The sequence below is a fragment of the Acidithrix ferrooxidans genome (genome assembly GCF_000949295.1).
Taxonomy (GTDB): Bacteria; Actinomycetota; Acidimicrobiia; order Acidimicrobiales; family Acidimicrobiaceae; genus Acidithrix; species Acidithrix ferrooxidans.
Genome location: NZ_JXYS01000084.1, coordinates 1 through 20,909, shown reverse-complemented (window position 1 = coordinate 20,909; position 20,909 = coordinate 1). Strand labels below are relative to the sequence as shown.

The 20,909-nt window shown below is 48.2% G+C and carries 17 protein-coding genes and 1 pseudogene; 9 read left to right on the top strand and 9 right to left on the bottom strand.

The genetic code is table 11. From position 1 onward, the window contains the following. Nucleotides 1-706 precede the first annotated feature (706 nt). The 5 genes from AXFE_RS13275 to AXFE_RS13255 all read right to left on the bottom strand — a co-directional run bounded on the left by AXFE_RS13275 (nucleotide 707) and on the right by AXFE_RS13255 (nucleotide 5,212). Nucleotides 707-1,507: an ABC transporter ATP-binding protein gene (locus tag AXFE_RS13275; RefSeq protein WP_200891286.1), complete on the bottom strand. Its 801-nt coding sequence runs from the start codon at nucleotides 1,505-1,507 to the stop codon at nucleotides 707-709. Beyond that, nucleotides 1,500-2,303 (bottom strand): ABC transporter permease, encoded by an 804-nt coding sequence (locus tag AXFE_RS13270; RefSeq protein WP_052606443.1) that lies wholly within the window; start codon nucleotides 2,301-2,303, stop codon nucleotides 1,500-1,502. Before AXFE_RS13270 ends, AXFE_RS13275 begins: the two co-directional genes overlap by 8 nt. Beyond that, nucleotides 2,300-3,133 (bottom strand): ABC transporter permease, encoded by an 834-nt coding sequence (locus AXFE_RS13265; RefSeq protein ID WP_052606442.1) that lies wholly within the window; start codon nucleotides 3,131-3,133, stop codon nucleotides 2,300-2,302. Before AXFE_RS13265 ends, AXFE_RS13270 begins: the two co-directional genes overlap by 4 nt. A gap of 31 nt (nucleotides 3,134-3,164) precedes the next feature. After that, nucleotides 3,165-4,187 carry an ABC transporter substrate-binding protein gene (locus tag AXFE_RS13260; RefSeq protein WP_052606441.1) on the bottom strand — a complete coding sequence of 341 codons (1,023 nt, stop codon included), beginning with the start codon at nucleotides 4,185-4,187 and terminating at the stop codon, nucleotides 3,165-3,167. Nucleotides 4,188-4,339: 152 nt separating this feature from the next. Then, nucleotides 4,340-5,212 (bottom strand): fumarylacetoacetate hydrolase family protein, encoded by an 873-nt coding sequence (locus AXFE_RS13255; protein WP_052606440.1) that lies wholly within the window; start codon nucleotides 5,210-5,212, stop codon nucleotides 4,340-4,342. Between the two features lie 306 nt (nucleotides 5,213-5,518). Here AXFE_RS13255 and AXFE_RS13250 point away from each other — a divergent pair, with 306 nt between their 5' ends. From AXFE_RS13250 to AXFE_RS13230, 5 genes are all read left to right on the top strand, one after another. Further along, on the top strand, nucleotides 5,519-6,295 hold the full coding sequence (locus AXFE_RS13250) for an SDR family NAD(P)-dependent oxidoreductase (protein ID WP_052606439.1): 777 nt from the start codon (nucleotides 5,519-5,521) through the stop codon (nucleotides 6,293-6,295). A gap of 106 nt (nucleotides 6,296-6,401) precedes the next feature. After that, nucleotides 6,402-7,217 carry an SDR family NAD(P)-dependent oxidoreductase gene (locus AXFE_RS13245; protein ID WP_052606438.1) on the top strand — a complete coding sequence of 272 codons (816 nt, stop codon included), beginning with the start codon at nucleotides 6,402-6,404 and terminating at the stop codon, nucleotides 7,215-7,217. A gap of 51 nt (nucleotides 7,218-7,268) precedes the next feature. Next, nucleotides 7,269-8,099 (top strand): fumarylacetoacetate hydrolase family protein, encoded by an 831-nt coding sequence (locus AXFE_RS13240; RefSeq protein ID WP_200891285.1) that lies wholly within the window; start codon nucleotides 7,269-7,271, stop codon nucleotides 8,097-8,099. After that, a complete protein-coding gene (locus tag AXFE_RS13235; protein WP_052606437.1) occupies nucleotides 8,096-8,665 on the top strand; it encodes a carboxymuconolactone decarboxylase family protein in 570 nt (189 codons plus the stop codon). Before AXFE_RS13240 ends, AXFE_RS13235 begins: the two co-directional genes overlap by 4 nt. 262 nt (nucleotides 8,666-8,927) lie before the next feature. After that, entirely contained in the window at nucleotides 8,928-9,782 is an 855-nt protein-coding gene (locus tag AXFE_RS13230; protein ID WP_052606436.1) for an IclR family transcriptional regulator, read from the top strand. Nucleotides 9,783-10,163: 381 nt separating this feature from the next. Here the strand turns inward: AXFE_RS13230 and AXFE_RS21550 are convergent, their stop codons facing one another. Then, nucleotides 10,164-10,244: an SEC-C metal-binding domain-containing protein gene (locus AXFE_RS21550; protein ID WP_407071689.1), complete on the bottom strand. Its 81-nt coding sequence runs from the start codon at nucleotides 10,242-10,244 to the stop codon at nucleotides 10,164-10,166. 318 nt (nucleotides 10,245-10,562) lie between these two features. After that, entirely contained in the window at nucleotides 10,563-11,738 is a 1,176-nt protein-coding gene (locus AXFE_RS13225) for an acyl-CoA dehydrogenase family protein (RefSeq protein ID WP_052606435.1), read from the bottom strand. A 492-nt stretch (nucleotides 11,739-12,230) separates the two neighbouring features. On the opposite strand from AXFE_RS13225, the pseudogene AXFE_RS19445 reads away from it, so the two are divergent. Together AXFE_RS19445 and AXFE_RS13210 are read left to right on the top strand one after the other, a co-directional pair. Beyond that, a pseudogene (locus tag AXFE_RS19445) lies at nucleotides 12,231-13,174 on the top strand (IS1595 family transposase). A gap of 294 nt (nucleotides 13,175-13,468) precedes the next feature. Continuing rightward, nucleotides 13,469-14,926, top strand: a complete 1,458-nt coding sequence (locus tag AXFE_RS13210; RefSeq protein ID WP_052606433.1) for an amidase — start codon at nucleotides 13,469-13,471, stop codon at nucleotides 14,924-14,926. Nucleotides 14,927-15,183: 257 nt separating this feature from the next. Here the strand turns inward: AXFE_RS13210 and valS are convergent, their stop codons facing one another. Next, the gene (valS, locus tag AXFE_RS13205; RefSeq protein ID WP_407071688.1) at nucleotides 15,184-17,844 is read right to left on the bottom strand and encodes a valine--tRNA ligase; all 2,661 of its coding nucleotides are present in this window, start codon (nucleotides 17,842-17,844) and stop codon (nucleotides 15,184-15,186) included. Nucleotides 17,845-17,850: 6 nt separating this feature from the next. Here valS and cysS point away from each other — a divergent pair, with 6 nt between their 5' ends. Continuing rightward, entirely contained in the window at nucleotides 17,851-19,218 is a 1,368-nt protein-coding gene (cysS, locus tag AXFE_RS13200) for a cysteine--tRNA ligase (protein WP_082058748.1), read from the top strand. Between the two features lie 376 nt (nucleotides 19,219-19,594). Here the strand turns inward: cysS and AXFE_RS13195 are convergent, their stop codons facing one another. Continuing rightward, complete coding sequence (locus tag AXFE_RS13195) at nucleotides 19,595-20,086, bottom strand: methyl-accepting chemotaxis protein (RefSeq protein WP_052606431.1); 492 nt, start codon at nucleotides 20,084-20,086, stop codon at nucleotides 19,595-19,597. A gap of 163 nt (nucleotides 20,087-20,249) precedes the next feature. Between AXFE_RS13195 and AXFE_RS13190 the strand changes: the two genes are divergently transcribed. After that, nucleotides 20,250-20,846 (top strand): transposase family protein, encoded by a 597-nt coding sequence (locus AXFE_RS13190; RefSeq protein ID WP_052606430.1) that lies wholly within the window; start codon nucleotides 20,250-20,252, stop codon nucleotides 20,844-20,846. Nucleotides 20,847-20,909: the final 63 nt, after the last annotated feature.

Below are 20,909 nucleotides of genomic sequence, written 5' to 3'. Positions count from 1 at the left end.
CATAGTGGCACACCAGTTGACTCTCTGGTTAGGAGTTACTGCTTCCTTTTTGGTACCATCTTTGTCGTCTTCTTTGACATTCTCATTGAGTGTCTGACTATTTTACAGCCTATGGCAACTATTAATGTTCCTGCGATTCGATACTAGATGTCTTGTTTTCTTCGGAATTATTTGTAGATATACCCCGTATTATCGATCTAGATAGTTATCGTCGTTTCTTTGATTACGGACAACTCACATGGTAGCTAGTGCAACGGTTCAGTGTGGTCATCCTGGATACCGCGTAATTTGATATCACCTTGAGGCAATTGAGACCTTTGCAGTTGCTTTGTAAGCTGTTTTCAGAGCTGTTCTCGGATGAGGGTTTTGCCAAGTTGTATTCTGGCTGAACTCCGAATCGCCTACAAAGCGACTTCATAAAATGAACTTTGACTATTCCACAGCTTGTGACTTCGAGTGACAGTTAATTCCGAAGTGTCGCTCTGCCCCCAATGGGGCTAACGGTTCGTTGGCTGTAGCCATTTTTTAGAGCCGAAAATTAAACCATCGAGGTGCGATAAATATGGTCGAAGCGATCCGTGTTAAAGAAATGATAGAATCTGCGGTGTTATAAATTTGATAAAGATATTTGAACGACCCTTATGACAGGCATGATTGATTCCCTCGGTGAAGTACGTTGTTATGAGTTCTCCTAAGGAATCTCACTTCAGATTAGCTCTTTGCCCTGGACGCTTTGACGCCCAGCTTCTTCCACTTTTTCGAGGACTTCGGCAGCCAGTTCTACGAAGCGTTTGCTCTGTTTTGTCTCGAAATGTGAGCGAGGACGTTCTAGATCTATTTTGATCTCAGCCAAAACGGTTGACGGTCTTGCTGAAAGCACCAATACTCGATCGCTCAAGTAAACCGCCTCTCCGACATCGTGGGTGACCATGAGGGCTGAGAAGGTCGAACTATCCCATAGCTTTTGAACCACATCCTCTAAGTGGTTTCGGGTCAACGCATCCACCGAGGCAAAGGGCTCGTCCATCATTAATATCTGTGGATCTGAAACCATAGCACGAGCTAGTGCCGCCCTTTGTTGCATGCCGCCAGATAGTTCCCATGGATAGCGAGTTTCAAAGCCACTCAATCCCACTTGCGCTAGGGCTTTTGTGACTCGCTCCGACCGCTCATGACTCGAACAATCACGGGCTCCCATTGCCACATTTTTAAAAATGCTAAGCCACGGAAATAGACTTTTGTTGTACTCTTGAAAGACGATCGCGAGGCCTTTGGGAACCTCGGTAACTGGCATTTGATTAAATACCACCGTGCCGCCATTTGGCGGGCGTAGACCAGATGCCGCACGTAAAAGTGTAGTTTTGCCGCTGCCGGATGGCCCAACGATACTCACAAACTCGTGTGGAGCTAGTTCTAGACTTACATCGCGGGTAATCTCGTTCAAGGATCCATCGCGACTTTGAATCGATACTCGAAGGTTTCGAATACTTAAAATTGAATTAGACATCGAACGAGCCTCCTAAGGTGCCTCTTTGCCATGACAGTAATCGGCGTTCAAATGATAAAAATAGTGTGTCGAAGATCCACCCGAGGCACCCCAGTACGATCACTCCACCGTAGGATCCTTTGATGTTGAAAGACTGTTGCGCGTTGGCAATGAAATAACCGATTCCGGATCCACCTCCTAGCATTTCGGCAACGACCATTACGGCAAGTGAGACGCTTAGGGCTATACGAAGGCCGGCGAATATTTGTGGGCTAGCCGCGGGAAGAACAACCCTCCAAAATAGAGTTCTACCTCGGAGTCCGTAAGTCGTGGCTGTATCGATCATGGTGGGTTCTATCGTTGAAGTCCCATTGGCCGTATTGATCAAGATCGGCCAAATAGCCGCAGAGACGATAGTAGCCACTACCATCCGACCGTTGATCCCGAAGATTACAATTGCGATAGGCACCAAAAGAGGAGTGGGTAGAGACCGCATAAAATCCACTACTGCAGAGGTCCAGTCTCTGACCACCTCATAATGGCCTATGATCATTCCTGCTGTTATGCCTATGATTACACTGATTAGAAAGCCGACCGCGGTACGTTCTAGCGAAGGAATTATGTCCACCCTCAGGGCTGAACTAGTTACAACTTTCCAAGCAGCGACCAATGATGCAATAAAGGTTGGAAACACGCTGGTGTGAAGGGTCACGGCCAGCAACTGCCAGAGGGCAGCCACAATGACCAAACCGAGCCATCCCACCGCTAGACGAGAGAGTTTTCTCTGTCTTGTTTGGTTTTGCTTTCTAGATATCATGCGTTGGTTCTAATTCCTTGAGTTCTCCAGGGGATAAATCGATCGATTATCCAGGCGAAGAGTCTGCTAATTCCCCAACCGAGTAGACCTCCCATGATGATTCCCCCAAACATCACCGAGGGTTCATTACCTTGTTGAGCTAGGAGAATGAACTCGCCCAGCCCTCCGGTTCCTCCGACGAGTTCGACTGACACCGTGACCACTAAGGCGAGGCTGATTGCTACTTGGATACCACTTGCGATCATCGGGCTAGCTGATGGCAGAACCACTCGATAGAGGAGGTTGAGTTTTTTTAGTCCTAATACCGCCGCTGTTTCGAGGACGGTGTTATCTACCTGACGAACACCCACTCTCGTGTTTATGAATACGGGCCAAAAAGCCGCGAAGGAGACCAATCCTGCGGTCATTCTAACTCCGAGTCCTGCAATTAGAATTGCGATTGGAATGAGCGCGAGTGAGGGCAGCGGTCGCATCATTCTCACGATCGTCTCCGTGGCGGCATCGGCGATTTGCGAACGTCCAACCAAAGTGCCTATTAGGATCCCGGCAACTACGGCAACTGATATACCTAGAGCCCAAGCTTCTAGTGTTGCAACCAATGCTGTGGCAAGGGCTGTCATATGAGATATAATGCCACCAAAAGTTGCCAGTGGTGTAACTAGCGCGTTACTATTTACGGCTCCAGTTGCACTTGATAACTCCCAAAGCGCCAGCGCGACCAAGATGCCGCCAATTTGACGAACTGTGCGACGCTGACGAGGCGTAAGGCGCGCTCGAGTAAGCTCAAGAGGCCTTTCGCTTTGATCAGGCGCAAACCGCACTTGATTCACACTGTCCTCCAAGTCCAATCCCTATTCAGCGTCATTTGTTTGCTCCCGACCAGACCAGTTGGCTATTGGAGACGTTCGATGTAATCCAACCAAGCTTTTTCATCAGTTGCTCTTGCCCTTGAACGCTGCTTGAAGTGATGGTCGAACTCCAAACCGGCAGCTTCATATTATTGGCAACCGTGCTTGGGATGCTCGAATAGGTTGGAATTATAGCGCGAGCGGCGCTTGGGTTCTCGGCCGCATAGTTGAGCGACTGGTTTATCGCGGTTACGAATCGCTTTACTACTCCTGGATTTGAAGATATCTCTGCCGCACTTGTGAAGTAACCCGAGACGAGCATCCCCGGTTGCTCGCCTTCGAATAGCGGTGAAAGTAGTTTTCCTCCATGGGCGGCTATCGATGCCACGAAGGGCTCTACCTCGGTTACCGCTTGGACTTGCCCAGCGGCCAGCGCTGATACCATTGTCGGAAATGACAGGACTACGACATGTACTGAGGATGGATTTACACCATTTTTGAGGAGGACGCTATCTAGGGCTAGTTCATTTTCACCCTGTAGAGCATTTGACGCTATTGTTTTGCTCGCCAGACCGGCTATTGAAGTAATGCCACTATTTGCATTTACCAAGATGCCAGACCATGCATTGGTGGAGTTGGAAGCAGCGAAGTCTCCGGCAGCCACGAACCTTAACGCTATTCCGTGTGCGTTTGCGAGAATTAGATTCGCCGTAGCGCCGTATCCAAATTGCAGTGATCCACCTACTACGGCTGAGGCTACAGCGGCTCCGCCTTGTAAAGCATGAGGGACCACAGTTAGTTTTTGTTTGGCAAAGAATCCTTCCTTGATTCCGATATATAGGGGTGCCACGTCTGCTATAGGGAGGACTCCCACATTAATGGTTGCCGGTGCAATGGTTGTGCTTGTCTCCGCGGATGAGCTTGTGGTATTTGTAGATGACGTTGAACTTCCACAAGCAGCCGCAATTAGGCCAAAGGTTGCGAGCGAGGAAGCAGCTGTTATAGAGCGGCGGTTGATGTTTTTGAATATTTTCACTTTCTAGATCCCCCATTGATTGTTTTGACAGCTATACATTAGGTAGTACGAAGTAGCGGTGAATTCTTTTATTGGACCAAGCGATGCTGGTTATTCGATGGTTCAATAAAATATAAAAATACGGTGCGTTTTTGAGGCGCTCGGGTGGTGGGCTACATCCATATATCCGCTGGTGGCGGTTCTTGGCCATATTTTTGCATCCACGAGATGATCGGAGATCGAAGAACTCCGAGTTTTTCGATCTCCGCTTCGACTATATCGCCGGGTTGTAGATAGTTTGAGAAGGGATCGTCGGTACTAGCGGCCACACCGGCGATTGTTCCAGTAGAGATTAGATCCCCCGGACTATAGATCTGTGGTGAGTGGTATGCGACCAACTGAGCGATTGAGACCGACATATGAGAAGTGTTTGACTTTTGTCTAACTTGACCGTTGACTCGAAGCTCCATATCAAGGTCGTGAGGATCGCCTACCTCGTCTGGGGTGACGATCCATGGACCAATCGGGCAAAAAGTATCGATTGCCTTTGAGAATGAAAAGACGCCAGATTTCATTTCGCGCCGTTGAATATCTCTTGCTGTGATGTCGTTGAAGATCATGTAACCGGCAATGTGGTCTAGGGCCTGTTCGGCTGAGAAGAACTTGCCACCCTTGCCAATGACCATCACCATCTCTAGTTCGTAATCGAGTTCGTTTGTCAGTTGACTTGGGTAGACCACTGGCTCGTCGGGACCAATAATTGCGTCTACATTCTGGAAGAAGACGATTCCTTTATTGACAGGATGGGACCAGTTAACACGCTCTAGGTCCTGATGATGCTCTATGAAGTTTCCGGCGGTGTGAAAGAATTTTTTTGGTACGATTGGTGCGCGGAGGCGCACGCTCGAAAGTGGGAGTCTTTCTCCGGTCTCTCGAACGGCGCTGTCGCGTTCGAAATATTCACGCATGGATGAACAGTCCAACTCTACAACGGTCTCCCCATCTAACTTACCGACTCTCCCGGAATCAAATGTAACTAGTTTCATTCCGCCCCTCCTTGATAGTTTTATACAGTGAAAGTCACTTTTACTTATTCAAACAATACCAGTCATACTTTTGGCTGTCAAGTAGTTTTCCTAGCAACTATTGGTATTTGGAACTATGGCCTTTGCGCTCGGAGCGCTCGGTGTTTATCAATGCTTACAAATCAAGCCTCTGGCTAATTCTCCGATTTGCTCGTCGGGAAAATTTTAATTCTTAATCATCCCGACTTTAGTTGACAACTTCGATCGAACGTGTAATAATGAAAGTCACTTTTACTATATGAAACTCAGAACGAAAGAGGATCCTCTATGAACGGTGAAATCGAGCCAGAGACTTCGTCATCTTGGCTTGGACTGGATGGTCGAGGAGTATTGATTGCTGGGGCCGGAGGTATTGGGTCGGCCTGTGCTAAGGCGTTCATAGGTGGCGGTGCAAGGATTGTTTTAGTGGATCAAGACCAAGCCAGACTGGAGGCGACGACGAAGGAGATCCATGGTCCCTGTAAGGCGATCGTCGCTGATTTATCGGTGGCTACTAGTGCTCGAATGGCAGTCAAACAGGCCACTGAAGTTTTGGGCGAGATCGATATATTCATTCATTGCGTAGGAATTAACCAAAGAAAGCCGGTTTTGGATGTTAGCGAGGATGATTGGACCAAAGTCCTAAGGATCAATTTAGATAGCGCTTTTTGGCTTGCACAGTCTGTTGGTAGGTCGATGGTGGAGCGAGGTTTCGGGAGAATCATCATTCTTTCATCGGTTTCGGGACTTCTAGCACACCCCGACCATGCTCCCTATGCAGCAAGCAAAGGGGCGATAAACCAGATGATGAGGGTAATGGCGCGGGAATGGGCTCCATTTGGGGTGACTGTAAATGCGATTGCACCCGGTTACACAGAGACGGATCTTACCATGGATTATCTTGAGCGAGATGGTAATAGGGCCAAGCTCCAAAAGATGGTTCCAGTTGGAAGGTTGGGGACGACTCAGGAGCTAACTGGACCAGCACTCTTTTTAGCGTCGCCACACTCGTCGTTTATTACGGGTCACGTACTTTATGTGGATGGTGGAAGGACACTGGTATGAGTAGTCGTCTTTTGCGACTAGACGCGGCATTATTTTCACTAGAGTTTCCACTCCAGCGTCCCGGGTGGAGAGATTTTAGTGAACTGGAGATTTACAAGGAGTTTTGATGAATATTGATCAACGGGCGCAAAGTCTCAGCTTCCCACAAGCGATCTACCCTCGTTTTAGTAAAAAGTGGGTGATGGTGACAGGGGCTGGAACGGGCTTTGGAGCAACGTTAGCTCAGCGAGCAGCCGCCGAGGGTGCAAATGTAGTTATTCACTTTAACTCCTCTGGCGCAGGCGCAAAGAGGACACTAGAGGCGGTAGAGAAATATGGAAGAAAAGCGTTTCTGATTCAGTCAGATCTCCGAAATTGGAATCAGACTAAGGAGATGTGTGCCGAAGTTTGGGAGCGGACCGGTGGCTTGGATGTCCTAGTCAACAATGTTGGTGACATTGCGACTGATCAGATGTCTTGGAGAGATATTACCGAAGACGTCGTAGATCGGGTGTTGGCGGTTGACATTAAAGGCACGTTACTGATGATTTCGGAAAATGGGCAAAGAATGCTAGAGCGAGGTCGAGGCTCTATCGTCAATATCGCTTCAACTGTGGTGGTCCGTGGAAGCCCTCGGGCGCCTCAATATGCTGCCGGAAAGTATGGCATCATCGGTCTTACAAAGTCTTATGCGGCTGCCTTTGCACCAACGGTGCGTGTAAATGCATTTGGACCGGGATTTATGGAGACTGAATCGACCATTACTAGGGAAGATTGGAATAACGGGCGGCGTGAGAGGGTGCTATCTCAGACCCCTATGGGTAGAGTTCCACTGCCTGAGGAGCTGGCTGCGGCAGCTTTATGGCTCGCCACCGACGACGCGAGTCACATGACGGGCAACTTTATTATGTGCGATGGCGGCTATTCGATGATTGGGGCATAGTTGGAGATGGGTCGACATGTCAGATTAGCAAATCTTTCAGGTAGAGCAACTTTGCTTTTTGATCAGGGCTACAGCGATGTAGCAACGTTGAGCAAGGGTCGCTTTAGCTCCGATCCTCAGAACTTGTTTGAGGTTTGGCGGGACTTTGAAGAATGGATGGATCAAGCTCAACCTCAGAAAGATGGCTCGCCGGAAATCTCCCTTCTGGGAACGCCCACGCCACGTCCTGGCCAGATCTTTGCTATTGGCCTAAATTATCGAAGTCATGCTAATGAGGCGGGTTACGACCGAAGTGGTCTTCCGCAAGTCTTTACGAAGTTCCCTAGCTCCATAGCTGGACCATATACCAAAGTGCAAGTGGTCACTCCTCGTCTCGATTGGGAGATAGAACTTGTGGTTGTGATGGCACGCAATGGACGGCGGATCAAAGAGGAGGACGCCTGGTCTTATGTCGCGGGGTTGATGGTTGGCCAAGATCTATCGGCTAGAGATGTGCAACTCAGTGGTTCTTCTCCACAGTGGAGTTTGGGAAAGTCATTTGAACATTTCGGTCCAGTGGGGCCATCTATTACCTTAGCGTCAAAGCTACTAAATCGCGATGATCTCATTCTCGAAGGTCGATTGAACCAAGTACTAGTTCAGCGGGCAAGAAGTTCGGAGATGATTTGGTCGGTATCAGAGTTGATCGGCCGTCTTTCGAGCGTCTGTGAATTAAGAGCCGGTGACTTGATTTTCACAGGTACACCATCAGGGGTGGGAAACCGCATGGACCCACCTAGGTATCTAAAGGCAGGAGATAGGCTTTCGAGCACGATAGGTGATTTAGGTGAGATCGTGTCAGACTTTGTGGAACCCACCGAAGCTAGGGAGGGAGCTGGATGAGCCAACGAGGCGGTAGTCGTATTGCTAAATTTACGCGAGAGGTTTTAGATCCAGATCAGCAAGCACTTTACGACGAGATAGCATTTGGGGTGCGATCCAAGGGGATTCAGCGTTTTCCTCTTTTAGATATAGATGGAGCACTAGAGGGGCCCTTTAATGCGATGCTATTGGCACCTAAGGTAGGAGCTGCCCTTTCGCAGGTTGGCTCAGCGATTCGTTACTCTACTAGCCTCTCAGATAGAGTTCGTGAGGCAGCAATTTTGATGGTGGCAGCCAGGTGGGACTGTGACTTTGAGCGCCGTTCGCATGAGCCCATTGCTGTTGATGTTGGTCTCACCTCGGAAGATATTGCCGCGATCTTTTCAGGTGGCCTTCCTGCGGCTGAGACACAGGCGGAGGCTACAGCCTTTAGAATCGGTGCTTTACTCGTGGGCGAAGGCGATTTGGACGATGATGACTTTGAGCAATGCCTAATTGACCTCGGTGAGAGGGCAATCTTTGAACTTTCGAGTCTGATTGGTTATTATCAGACTCTCGCGCTTCAACTTCGAATTTTCAGAGTATGACTGTGACCCCCATCTTGTGATCGGTCCTTTTGGATTGACCAAAGATAGATGGCAATCTGTGAACTAGATGCTTTAAGGGTAGGTTTGAGTTAAGCCGGAGGCTAAAAATTAATTTCTAAGGGATGAGGTAGCATTTATTCGAACGAAATAGATATGGTGGATCTTATTGGTTCAATATCAATTTGATTATGATGGCAAACTCGAGAATCGTAATCGTATTCTAGGAATCGATTTCTGATTCCCCAAGCAGTAAAGCGCAGTAATGGAGCACTCGACGATACCAGAAGAAAATGACAAATATAAGATCGATGATTCTAAAGTTGATGGCTCCAAGTCACAGCCACGCTCCTATCGCGTTGAAGCCCTTGCTAAGGGGTTGCGACTCCTTTCGTTTTTTACTGCGGAGACACCGACCCTTCGTGTCAAGGAACTAGTGGAATTAAGCGGGATTCCCATGCCCACCACATTTCGGCTTGTTGCGACCCTAGAAGAAGAGGGTTACCTTGAACGAACGATAGATGGTCAGGTCCGGCCAGGGACTAGTGTCCTGGCGCTCGGTTTCGCAGCGGTGCAGGGTATGGACCTTGTGCAGACTTCCGATCCCAACATGCGAGATTTACACGCTAGGACTGCTGAAACGGTCAATCTCGGGGTGTTATATAGTGATCAGGTGCTCTTTGTTGCGCGGATACCACGGCGTGACGGGGTTCTTTCGGATGCCATTCGGGTTGGTTCGACGGTGCCTGCGGTCTTTAGTTCAATTGGCAAAGTTATTTTGGCCGGCATGTCAGAGGATGAACTTCATAGAACCATCTCGCAGACCTCTTTTGCTGGTCGTTGGGGACCCAACGCTGTTAGAACGATGGACGAGCTTCTTGAGCAGCTTTCATCGGCTCGAAGCGATGGCTACCTTCTCCAGCAAGAGTCGGCAATTCCGGGATTGTCTTCTATTGCAGCGCCGATACGTCAGAGCGGAAAGGGTATAGTTGCTGCGATCAATGTAGCGGTTCCCACTGCAGAATATACTCGCAAGAAGTTGCTTGATAAGATACTTGAGCCCCTTCTTGTGGCTTCAAGGGAGATTACTTTGCGACTTGGAGGAAGTATTCAATATTGAATGGTCTAAGAGATGACGCCTTTAAATTGCGCTATTTCGAGATTTGAATGTCATTGAACTGTCGCTGTTACGGATTCTATTTTGGAGTCGATAGACATTAACGAATAGATCGACCTCGGTGAAATGATTGAAGCTTTGAAAGGCGAACAATTGGGGACCGGATAGGATTGGGCGAAGTTTGCGATAGCCCGTGCTGTTTTTGTTCTGGAATTTGCATCTTATGAGCGGCTTTTAACTTTGAACGCAGGTTTTCATTCAAACTCTTGCGAAGCATGAGGGCGAAGTCGTTGATTGCGATTCGGATAACGAGACGATTTTCTTTGTCCGCTATGGACCTTGGTTCGTTAGCTGTCGTTGATCGCAGTATTCACTAGTTCTTGGCTAGTTAATTCTCCTAGAGGCGCAGCACCCCTTGAACTTCTTGCCACTTCCACAGGAACACAAATCGTTTCTTTTGGCCATTTTGAAGGTGGTTCTTAGCCCTATTTCCCGTTCGGCGAGGTTCTCGATGTGTAGGTGCACGGGTTTCGATTTCCGCTTTAGCTTTACCATTTCGCGGTATTAAGGCAGGATATGGCTATAGTAGGACAGATATAGCCTCCACGGAGGTAATTGAGGCCGACTTGACCCTTTTAGGTGGCTGTGGTGAACCGATCCTTGGGATAAGCCGGCCTCGTGTTCCTCTGATTCTTGCCCCGTAAACTTGATTAATATTCTATACCCCTAGGTGCCAACTCTATTGTCCCCTAGGGTTTGCGGCTATCTCCGTAGTGTTGCATTTTACCTAAATGCACCTAGTCCAGTTAGGGCTTCACCCACAACTAGAGTATGCATTTCGTTGGTACCTTCATAGGTAAAGACCGATTCGAGATTGCATAAGTGGCGCATAACTGGATACTCTAAGGTAATCCCGTTTGCACCAAGTATGCTGCGGCAATCTCGTGCGATAGCAAGAGCTTCCCGAGCATTGTTTAGCTTTCCTAGGCTAACTTGTTCGCTAGTGGCAAGTCCCTGATCTTTTAATCTACCGACATGGATGGCAAGGAGCATTCCTTTGCCGAGTTCTAGTGTCATGTCGGCATACTTCTTCTGTGTGAGTTGGAAGCCTGCTATCGGTTTGTCGAATTGATCTCGCTCTAAACCGTAGGTTATGGCACTCTCTAGGCAGTCGCGAGCCGCTCCTAATGCACCAAAGAGGATTCCAAAGCGGGCTTCATTCAAACACGTTAGGGGGCCTCTCAGACTGGATACCTCCGGCAATACCGCGCTTGCTGGAAGGCGCAGATTGTCGAATACCAATTCAGAGGTGACGGAAGCCCTTAATGAGAGTTTTTTGTGGATAAGATTTGCGCTAAATCCAGGTGTGTCTGTTGGGACTACAAATCCTCGCACGCCATCATCCGTGCGTGCCCATACGACAGCAACTTTAGCAACCGATCCATTGGTGATCCACATCTTCGATCCATTGAGGATCCAATCTCCGCCGTCTCTTTTGGCATTAGTTCGCATTCCAGATGGGTTTGATCCAAAGTCGGCTTCGGTCAGACCAAAGCAACCGATGATATCGCCGGCAGCCATGCCCGGAAGCCATTGATCCTTTTGTTCGGTCGATCCAAAGGCGTGTATGGCTTTCATGGCGAGCGAGCCTTGAACGCTGACTAACGATCTAAGGCCCGAATCGCCTGCCTCTAATTCAGTGCAGGAAAGACCGTATGAAACCGCGCTAGTTCCAGCGCAACCCCATCCGTCGAGATGCATCCCGAGAACGCCGAGTTCGCCGAGTTCTTTTGCTAACTCGGCGACTGGAAGCTCACCGGATTCATACCAATCAGCGACTTCTGGTTTGATTCGTTTTTCGACGTATTTTCGGACGGTGTCACGTATCGCGATCTCTTCGGCTGAGAGCATCGAATCTATATTGAATAGATCAAGCGGTTTGATTGGGGTTTTAACCATTTTTGTCCTTCCGATCATTACATGACTTTATGGTTCACGCTGACCAACTTAATTTTCGATCTGCAAGGTCGAAGAGTTCTAGTGAGCTATAGGAGATTGAACTCTGAGTGTTCGTCACCAAGCCCTCCCTTCAAAGAATACACCATCAACCAGAGGTCTAAATTGTCATTTTGTTTCAATTGCCAACTCGATATTTGTTGATATTTTCAAAATTGCTAGAACTCTAGGAAAAATGTCAATTCTTATATTCGCATCTCAATGTTGTGTTGTAGTGCGAGTTACGCATTGCCTACCGATCCGAGGTGCTATTGTAGCGCCTGTAATCTTTTTGTGAGGCGACAGTCGTCCTTGATTCTCAGTCAAATTTGCAACCTCGAATCCTTCGAGTGAAGGTTTTCATTACATACTTATCAAGTTTCGTAAGTTTCGCCTCCACCGAGACCAGATTGGAGCTAATCTTTAGTAGAACAGATGTTCGATAAAGGAGGCATGGTGGATATCTCAGGCTTTATGGTACGCTTCGCTTCAGAGGAAGCATGTGAAGATCATTTGATCAAATTGCGGTGGAAAGAGGGATTTAGATGCCCAAAGTGTGACTCTGACCAATTTACCTTAGTCAGGGCAAATCATTTCAAGAAATGCAGCATCTCGAGCTCCACTTTTTCAATGTAAATCTTGTCGACGTCAAACTAGCGTTACCTCCGGGACTATCTTTCATCGAAGTCATATCTCTTTATCCAAGTGGTTCTCCGCTATCTATCTATTGTCCAACGACAAGCGTAGTCTTTCGGCTACTACCATTGCTAAATTCGTTCAAGTATCTTATTCGACTGGCTGGTTGATGCTAAATAAGCTACGAAAAGCAATGGCTGACCGAAATGGTTTATACAAACTTGGAGAAAACGCCTGAGTAGATGAGTTCTTTTTAGGTGGTGAGAGCCATGGCGAAGGCAGAAGAGGAAAGGGAACAAAACAAACCAATGTCCTAATTGGAGTGTCGATTAGCAATGGTGCTCCTACTCATTGCTTCATGGAAGTAATCAAAGATACCACTGCTAAATCATTCAAAGATGTTTTTGTGAGACGTTGAGATTCTAATACCAAGCTGATAAGTGATGGTAACCCAAGTTACGGGGTATGTGCTGAAAGACCTTGGACTAGCGCACTGGTTCACTCTATCCAAAGACGAACAAGCACATGTAACATTCAAATGGCTCAACATCCTGATAGGGAACTGCAAGAAATTTATCGACGGAACATACCACGGACGTGAGGAACATAAGCAACTTTACCTCGAGGAATTCGCATACCGATTCAACCGAAGGCACTTTGAAATGTCCTTGGTAGAGCGACTTCTCAATACATGTGTGTTTGCGTCTCCACATCCGCTACTCCGCGAATCTGACTCCAAAATGGCTCTTGCTTACGAAACTTGATAAGTATGTTTCATTATTAATTGCAATGTTATCAAAAGGGCCGCGCGAGCGGATGGGATTTTGCTTGTGATAAATGATCAGATTTGGCACCATGGGCGTTTATTGTTATTGAGTTTGATCTGGGCAATGTCGCTTTATTTGAGTCTTTAATCTTTTAAATGACCGTGGTTACCGTAGGTCCAGATTTTCTATCCGACTTTGGGTCCAAGAGTTTTTGGCCTTTTGTCAGTTAGTGGTTTATGTCATACTTGGCCATGGTTTTAGCGTTAACCTAATTCCTAGGGATAGAAAAGATTGGACTATGAAGTGATCGATCGAGATTTGTCAAAGTTGGATGCTTGTGGTTTGGCCGAACTCATTCGACTCAAGAAGGTCTCTCCTCTTGAGGCCGTTGATTCCGCTATCGAGGCGGCAGAGGAACTGAATCCTAAGTTGAATGCCATCATCCATCCAAGGTATGAAAAGGCTAGAGCCGAGGCCAAAGGGCAATTGGCGGACGGTCCATTTAGAGGTGTTCCGATTGTACTGAAAGATCTAGGAGCACCGATGGCGGGGGAGCCGTACTATGGTGGTACGACATTTTTGAAGGTGATTGACTTTCGCCCAACGAGTAATTCTTATCTCACCCAGTCATTTTTAGATGCAGGCTTTAACGTAATAGGTCGGACCAACTGTCCCGAGATGGGGACCACGATTACGACTGAGCCACTCTCATATGGCCCCAGTCGCAATCCTTGGAATTTGAATCACTCCACCGGCGGTTCTTCAGGTGGGTCTGCGGCGGCGGTTGCTGCTGGCATAGTTTCCGTGGCGCACGGTAATGACGGTGGAGGATCGATTAGAATCCCGTCGAGTGCTTGTGGGCTCTTCGGATTTAAACCCAGCCGCGGCCGTGTTTCACAAGGTCCCGAGGCCTCCGACTCCTGGGCGGGTGCGGCCATAGATCACGTTCTCACCCGGTCGGTGCGAGACTCAGCTTCCATTCTCGATCTTATCTCGGGTTACCGGCTAGGTGATCCTTATGTGGCTCCGGTCCATGAATCGAGTTTTGCAGATCAGGTTAACAAAGATCCTGGTCGGTTACGTATAGGCTTTGTAACACAGCCTCTTATGGAGGGTTACTTCAGTGATTTGGAATGTGTTCAAAGCGTTTTGGATGCAGCGAAACTCTGTGAATCGCTCGGTCATGAAGTGGTTTCGGCTTACCCCAAAGCACTAGAAGACCCGGCGTATTCGTTTACCTTTGTCACCATGGTAGCTTCATGGGTGGCAAGCGACGTTCTTGCGTGGTCGAATCTTTTGGGTCGGACCATCGATCCATCTGAGTTGGAAGCGGACAATGCACTCTTTTGTCAGGTGGGTATGTCTACGACGGCGCCACAATATCTCAATGCCATTGCATGGCTGAGTGACTATAGACGACGGATCGCCAGTTTCTGGGAGGTTGAGGGTTTTGATATTTTGATTACTCCGACGTTGCCGAAGCTTCCGCCAGAGATTGGATACCTTTGCGAGCCAGGGGTCAGCCAATCCCGGGTACTTGAATATATCCAATTTACTGGGCAGTTTAACGTTGCTGGAAATCCAGCAGCTTCGATTCCGTTTGCCACTTCAACTTCTGGATTGCCGATCGGTGTTCAACTGGTGGGCGCATATGGAAGAGAAGGAACGCTCCTTCGTCTGTGTGGTCAATTTGAGGAAGCGATTCAGTGGATGGATAGGTATCCCTCGGTACATGCCTCAAATGGGTGAGTCTATCCACCAAGCTATTTTCGCATCTATATTGCTTCATACCTGGTCGATACGCTCAGGGGTTTAATGGGAGTGATAGGAGTTGATGAGTTCAACGGATCAGATAGGAGATCTAACAGGTAACAGTCGACCAGGTGAAAAAGGAAGTTACAAAAGGGAGATGGACGACGGGTACTACTTAACCGGTCCTCTCCCTTTTGTCTATGTTGTTTTTTTTGTCTATGTTTTTTATCAATCCACAGAAGGAAGAACTTTATCTAGCGTGGAGCTAGCTCTATCTCAACTTCGAGGTCTGCCTGGTCTTCGTTGTTGACAAGGTTGATTTGATTCGTTACCAATGCCACCATGAGGTCATTTTTGGCTAATTCGAAATTTCTAATGATGCTAGAGCTTCCAACTATCTTGAGTTTTGAAACTGGAGATTTCATTGAGGTCTTAGCTTCGCTTTTGGCTCTTCTAACCTTGGATAGTACTTGGTAAATCGCCGAGGTCTCAATTTGATTGGCTTCGCCGGTCTTTAGAGTTGCTTCAGGAGAGGTCAGCTTCCCTAGGTAGGCCTTAGCTGTGTCCATTATTGTGAGATCGTTTGGCCAATCTTGGCTATGGACTGATCCCGACTCAAACCAAGACCAAACTTCCTCTGTTGCAAATGGTAGATAAGGCGCCAAAAGGCGAAGTGAGGTATTGATTACGGCGAGCGCAGTTATTCGTGCGGATAGAGTCTGCGAAGTTGTAAAGGTAACCCCTTGTTCGGATGTGCCATATGCTCGTATCTTTATCAGCTCCAAATAATTGTCACAGAACGACCAAAAGAAAGTCTCGGTTGCTTCAAGGCCGCGAGTGTGGTCCAGGGAATCTAGAGACTTTGTCGCATTTGCGACAACGCCTTCTAGATCTCTGATAACTGCTTCGTCAATCGGGGATAGCTCAACTTCGCTAACTCCTTGAACGTCTAATTCACTAGCTGCGATAGCGAGTGCGAATTTTGAGGCGTTGAGAACCTTTATCGCCAAGCGACGACCGATCTTCATTGAATTTTCATCTGCTGCAGTATCGACACCAGGTCGCCCATTTGCAGCCCAGTACCTAAGCGCATCAGCTCCGTGCTTTTCGATCAAAGGCATAGGTGTTACAACATTGCCCTTTGATTTCGACATCTTTTTGCGGTCGGGATCGAGAACAAATCCAGAGATTACTGTATTTTTCCACGGTAGACGATCTTCGCTGAGATAAGAGCGAAGAATTGTATAAAAGAGCCAGGTTCGGATGATATCTTGCCCCTGGGGCCGAAGATCCATGGGAAACAGTCTTTTGAAAAGGTCGCTATTTTCTTCCCAGCCACTTGCTATCTGTGGGGTCAACGAAGAGGTTGCCCACGTATCCATTACGTCATAGTCCCCAATAAAGCCACCTTTTTCCCCACGTTGTCCCGGGTCGTATCCAGAAGGTGTATCTTGAAATGGATCGATAGGGAGTTCATCTTCTTCTGGGAGAATGGGCGAAAGGCGATCAATTTGGCCCTCGTCGTCAATTGGGTACCATACCGGGATCGGAATCCCGAAATAGCGCTGCCGAGAGATGTTCCAATCCGAGGCTAGGCCATTCACCCAGTTGTCATAGCGAACCTTCATGTACGGCGGATTCCAATGTAGTTCTTTGCCGAGTTCGAGCAATCGCTCTTTATGGGCAAGGGTACGTATATACCACTGCCATGAGGTTACAACTTCGAGAGGTTTGTCACCTTTCTCAAAGTATTTAACGCTGTGTCGGACCTTTTTTGGCTGATCATGAAAGAACCCATGTACTTCTAGGGTTTTGGCTATCGTGGTTCGCGCTGTTTTAGTGGTCTTTCCTTCAATCTCGCTATAAAAGGCGTTGGCACTGTTTGGATTTTTGCTCGGGAAGCGTTCGTCGCTGAAGTCGATCGAGGCTAGGCGACCCCTGCGGTCAATGGTCGGCCGTAGTGCTAGATTCAGCTCTTTCCACCAGAGTACATCTGTCAAATCTCCAAAAGTGCAGATCATTGCGATCCCTGATCCCTTATCGATCTCAGCAAGGGGGTGCGCCAGAATTGGAACTTCGACTTCGAATAGTGGGGTGATGGCGAATTTTCCAAACAAGCTCTGGTATCTAGGATCCTTAGGATTGGCTACTAGGGCGACACAGGAAGCTAAAAGCTCGGGTCGTGTAGTTTGTATCTCCACTTGGTCGCTGGTTCCAGCCAACGAGAAGTTGATCGAGTAAAAGAGCCCATCTTCTTCCTTGTCCTCAAGCTCTGCTTGGGAGACTGCACTTTGGAAGTCAACGTCCCAGAGGGTTGGGGATTCTCCATGGTAGAGAGCCCCTTCTTTGAAGAGGCGAATAAAGCTGAGTTGGGATACCCTTTGCGCACGTTGGCCGATGGTGGTGTAGGTCTTGGACCAATCTACCGAAAGCCCGAGAGTGCGCCACAGCTTTTCAAAGGCCTGCTCGTCCTCTTGGGTGAGTTTTTGACAGGCATTTACAAAGTTTGTGCGTGAAATTGGGAGAGGTTTTGCATTCGCATCAGTGGGCGGTGTCGGTACGAATGTCGGGACATAGGAGATGGAAGGGTCACATGCTATCCCATAGTAGTTTTGGACTCTTCTCTCGGTGGGTAGGCCATTGTCATCCCAACCCATTGGGTAGAAGACGTTATGGCCGGTCATTCTTTTAAACCTTGCCATGATGTCAGTATGGGTATACGAGAGAACATGTCCGGCGTGTAATGAACCTGAGACCGTGGGTGGCGGAGTATCGATCGAGAAGATTGGAGAGGTTGTATCATCTTCTCTAAAGGTGAAAACTCCGCTTTTTTCCCAATTTTTGCTCCATTTTTCCTCAATGCCATCGAGAGTTGGCTTTTCGGGGACTGAAAACGTCATCGCTGCCTTTACCATACCTTTGTGATTCACTTACACAATAGTGCAACAGGTCAAATTGAAGAGCTACGACCGGCCGTCGACGGCATCATTAAGATGTATGTTTGCGGGCCGACAGTCTACGATGTGCCCCATTTGGGACACGGTCGTTTTGTGCTCGTTTATGATATTCTACGCCGTTACCTTGAGTATCAAGGCCACGGCGTAATACACGTTTCCAACATAACTGACGTCGACGATAAGATTCTCGCGCGAGCCGACTCTGAGAATCGCCAGCCATCTCAGGTAGCTGGCGAGTACGAGAAGGTTTGGTGGAAGGTCTTGGATGACCTAAATGTCCTAAGACCTACCCACGTTCCGCATGCTACCGCTTACATCCAAGAGATGATCACCTTTATATCTGAGTTGATAGAGATAGGTGCGGCATACATAGGTGGCGATGGAGTTTACTTTGAGGTGTCGCGTATTGAGAGCTATGGACTTTTGGCCCATCAATCTTTGGAATCCATGCGTTCAGGTGCTCGAGTGGAGCCCAATCCGAACAAGCGGTCGCCAATCGACTTTGCACTGTGGAAGAATACTCCAAATGCCGAGTGGGCTTGGGAGTCGCCCTTTGGCAGAGGAAGGCCGGGTTGGCATACTGAATGTGTCGTAATGGCACAGGATCTGCTTGGTTCATCCTTTGATATTCATGGTGGGGGAGCTGACCTAGCCTTTCCACACCATGAAAACGAACGCGCACAAGCTTTGGCTTTAGGTAGTTCTTTTGCAGACAAGTGGGTTCACAACGGGTTTATTGTGGTTGGCGATGAGAAGATGTCAAAGTCGCTTTCAAATTTTGTAACCTTACCCGAGTTGATTGGTGAGGACGATCCTCGAGCCTTTCGTCTTTTGGTCCTTCAGTCACACTATCGTTCTCCTTTGGAGGTGAACTCCACCTTGATTGGCGATGCTGCCCGGGCCTTAGAGCGAATTGACAATGCGCTAGTGCGATTTGATCGCCATTACGACGCATCTATTTCGCATGTGCAAGCAGATTCGGAGATTCTTGAATCTTTTGGGCAAGCTATGGATAACGATATGGATACGCCGCTAGCCATCTCGATTCTCTTCCAGGGAATTACCTCGATGAATGTTTCCTTTGACAATGGTGACCTGACAAAGGCCATAGCAATCGCAAAGGCGATAGAGATCGTCGTTAGGGTCTTTGGACTTGGGGTAACCAGGAGTGAGCTTGTTCTTCCTGATGCTGTGGTTGAGCTCTTTCTGGAGCGCGAGGGGGCTAGGCAAAGGAAAGATTTCGCGGCTTCGGATCGATTGCGTGATCGCCTTTTGGAATTGGGTTATGGGATCGAAGATACCAAGGAAGGTGGCCAGATACGAAAGCTTTAGGTCGTGGGCCAAGTTGGTTGATTCTACTTCTAAATAGCGGTTCCTTGGCCGTTAGAAGTCACAACCCTTCTAGCTCCTTAACCCAAGTAAAACCCCAATGGTGACAGTCGCGGGTTCGTGGTGCTAAGTGTACGTGCAATAAAATCTATGAGTCCATTTTTTGGTAGTTGCGCCATTGAAATGGTAACTACTTTTGAAGCCATAGGTGCTTTATAGATTTGCAGCGCCACGAGGTCTCTCGTTTGGTCGGTTTTGTTGAGCTTTTGTCAGTAATGTTTTGTCATAAGGTTCCACTGGGTGTTTAGAGCCTTCAATGAGAAGGCACCCCGATCACAAGGAGAGGTAACTAGTGATCGGGGTGCCGCGGAATGTTTTTTTAGTTGGCTTCTGAGGTCACTCGGACGTAATTTTCTAGTTCGCTAGCTGCAACGCCTACACCTTGAAACTCCGATAGGACTTGTTGGGTCGAGGCTTGAGATGAGATCACAATCTCGGTGGTGTCGTTGTTGCTAAGCGATAGCCGCGATGCAGTCTCGCTTATCGTCTTTAGCTGTGTTTGAATTTCATGAGTCGCATTATCAACCTTTGATGCCAAAGTTCTAACTTCATTCGCTACGACCGCAAAGCCCAATCCTTGATCGCCAGCTCGAGCGGCCTCTATCGATGCATTTAGAGATAGAAGTTTTGTTTGGCTAGATATCTCCCTGATAGTCCCCACAACTTTGTCGATTTGGTCTGTCTGGACAACAAGTTGATCTACCAGGGCCGTATTAGTGGCTGCATCAACTACCAGCTTCTCAGCTCCGCCAGATACCTCTTCAGCACAGGTGATACCTTCAGTGGCTCGTTGCGATAGATTTATTGCCATATCTTGCAGAACTGAGAGTGCCCTTTTGGTCTCTAATTCTGGGACTTCGGATTTAAGTGGGGAATTTAGTCAGGTGTAGCCACGCACCAGGGGTGAGTTTGGGAGGGTCACAGGGGCTCTGCCAGAATGGGATAGTTCAACAACTCATCACTGGAGGGCCCCTGTGGAAGAAAATCCTATTCGAATTGCCGAGATCTTGCTCGATCTTATGGATGTCAATTTGATTGGCATCGAGGATCTGGGTGACCAAGGTTCAAAGACACCCCTTCGGGTCCATATCGAGTGTCGAGGCGAACGACCAAAATGCCCAGTATGTAATGGGATGAGTTATTCCAAGGGAGGCTCACTAGTAGAGCTGATTGATCTACAAAGCTTTGGCCGTGCCGTCAGACTCATCTGGCACAAACGCAGGTGGGAGTGCAAGGATGGGAACTGTTCCGCCCCGTCGTGGAGTGACGTGGACACTAGGATCGCAGCTCCAAGACTCAAGCTCACCGATAGGGCAGCTAGATTCGCAACCCGAGTGGTTGGTAGAGATGGTCGATCGGTGTCATCGGTAGCCAGAGAGCTCGATTGTGATTGGCACACGATCAATGACGCTGTCATTGCCTATGGGACTCCCCTCGTAGAGGATCCAAGTCGCTTTGGTAAGGTTCGTGCACTCGGATTAGATGAGACCTTGTTTTTGTCGCGAGGGTCGCTATCGGACCCAGAAGTGGTCTACCTCAATCGTGGACGTTACGAGTCCAACCCTTCTTGATGTCGTGCCTGGTAGAGAGGGAAAGGGAGCCAAAGAAGTGGATAGCCAGTCAGTCCAAGGAGT

Bases quoted from the DNA above. Each gene is read 5' to 3' on its own strand.
- AXFE_RS13275 (WP_200891286.1), bottom strand. From the start codon at position 1,507: ATGTCTAATTCAATTTTAAGTATTCGAAACCTTCGAGTATCGATTCAA.
- AXFE_RS13270 (WP_052606443.1), bottom strand. From the start codon at position 2,303: ATGATATCTAGAAAGCAAAACCAAACAAGACAGAGAAAACTCTCTCGT.
- AXFE_RS13255 (WP_052606440.1), bottom strand. From the start codon at position 5,212: ATGAAACTAGTTACATTTGATTCCGGGAGAGTCGGTAAGTTAGATGGG.
- AXFE_RS13250 (WP_052606439.1), top strand. From the start codon at position 5,519: ATGAACGGTGAAATCGAGCCAGAGACTTCGTCATCTTGGCTTGGACTG.
- AXFE_RS13245 (WP_052606438.1), top strand. From the start codon at position 6,402: ATGAATATTGATCAACGGGCGCAAAGTCTCAGCTTCCCACAAGCGATC.
- AXFE_RS13235 (WP_052606437.1), top strand. From the start codon at position 8,096: ATGAGCCAACGAGGCGGTAGTCGTATTGCTAAATTTACGCGAGAGGTT.
- AXFE_RS13230 (WP_052606436.1), top strand. From the start codon at position 8,928: ATGGAGCACTCGACGATACCAGAAGAAAATGACAAATATAAGATCGAT.
- AXFE_RS21550 (WP_407071689.1), bottom strand. From the start codon at position 10,244: ATGGCCAAAAGAAACGATTTGTGTTCCTGTGGAAGTGGCAAGAAGTTC.
- AXFE_RS13225 (WP_052606435.1), bottom strand. From the start codon at position 11,738: ATGGTTAAAACCCCAATCAAACCGCTTGATCTATTCAATATAGATTCG.
- valS (WP_407071688.1), bottom strand. From the start codon at position 17,844: ATGGTAAAGGCAGCGATGACGTTTTCAGTCCCCGAAAAGCCAACTCTC.
- AXFE_RS13195 (WP_052606431.1), bottom strand. From the start codon at position 20,086: ATGGCAATAAATCTATCGCAACGAGCCACTGAAGGTATCACCTGTGCT.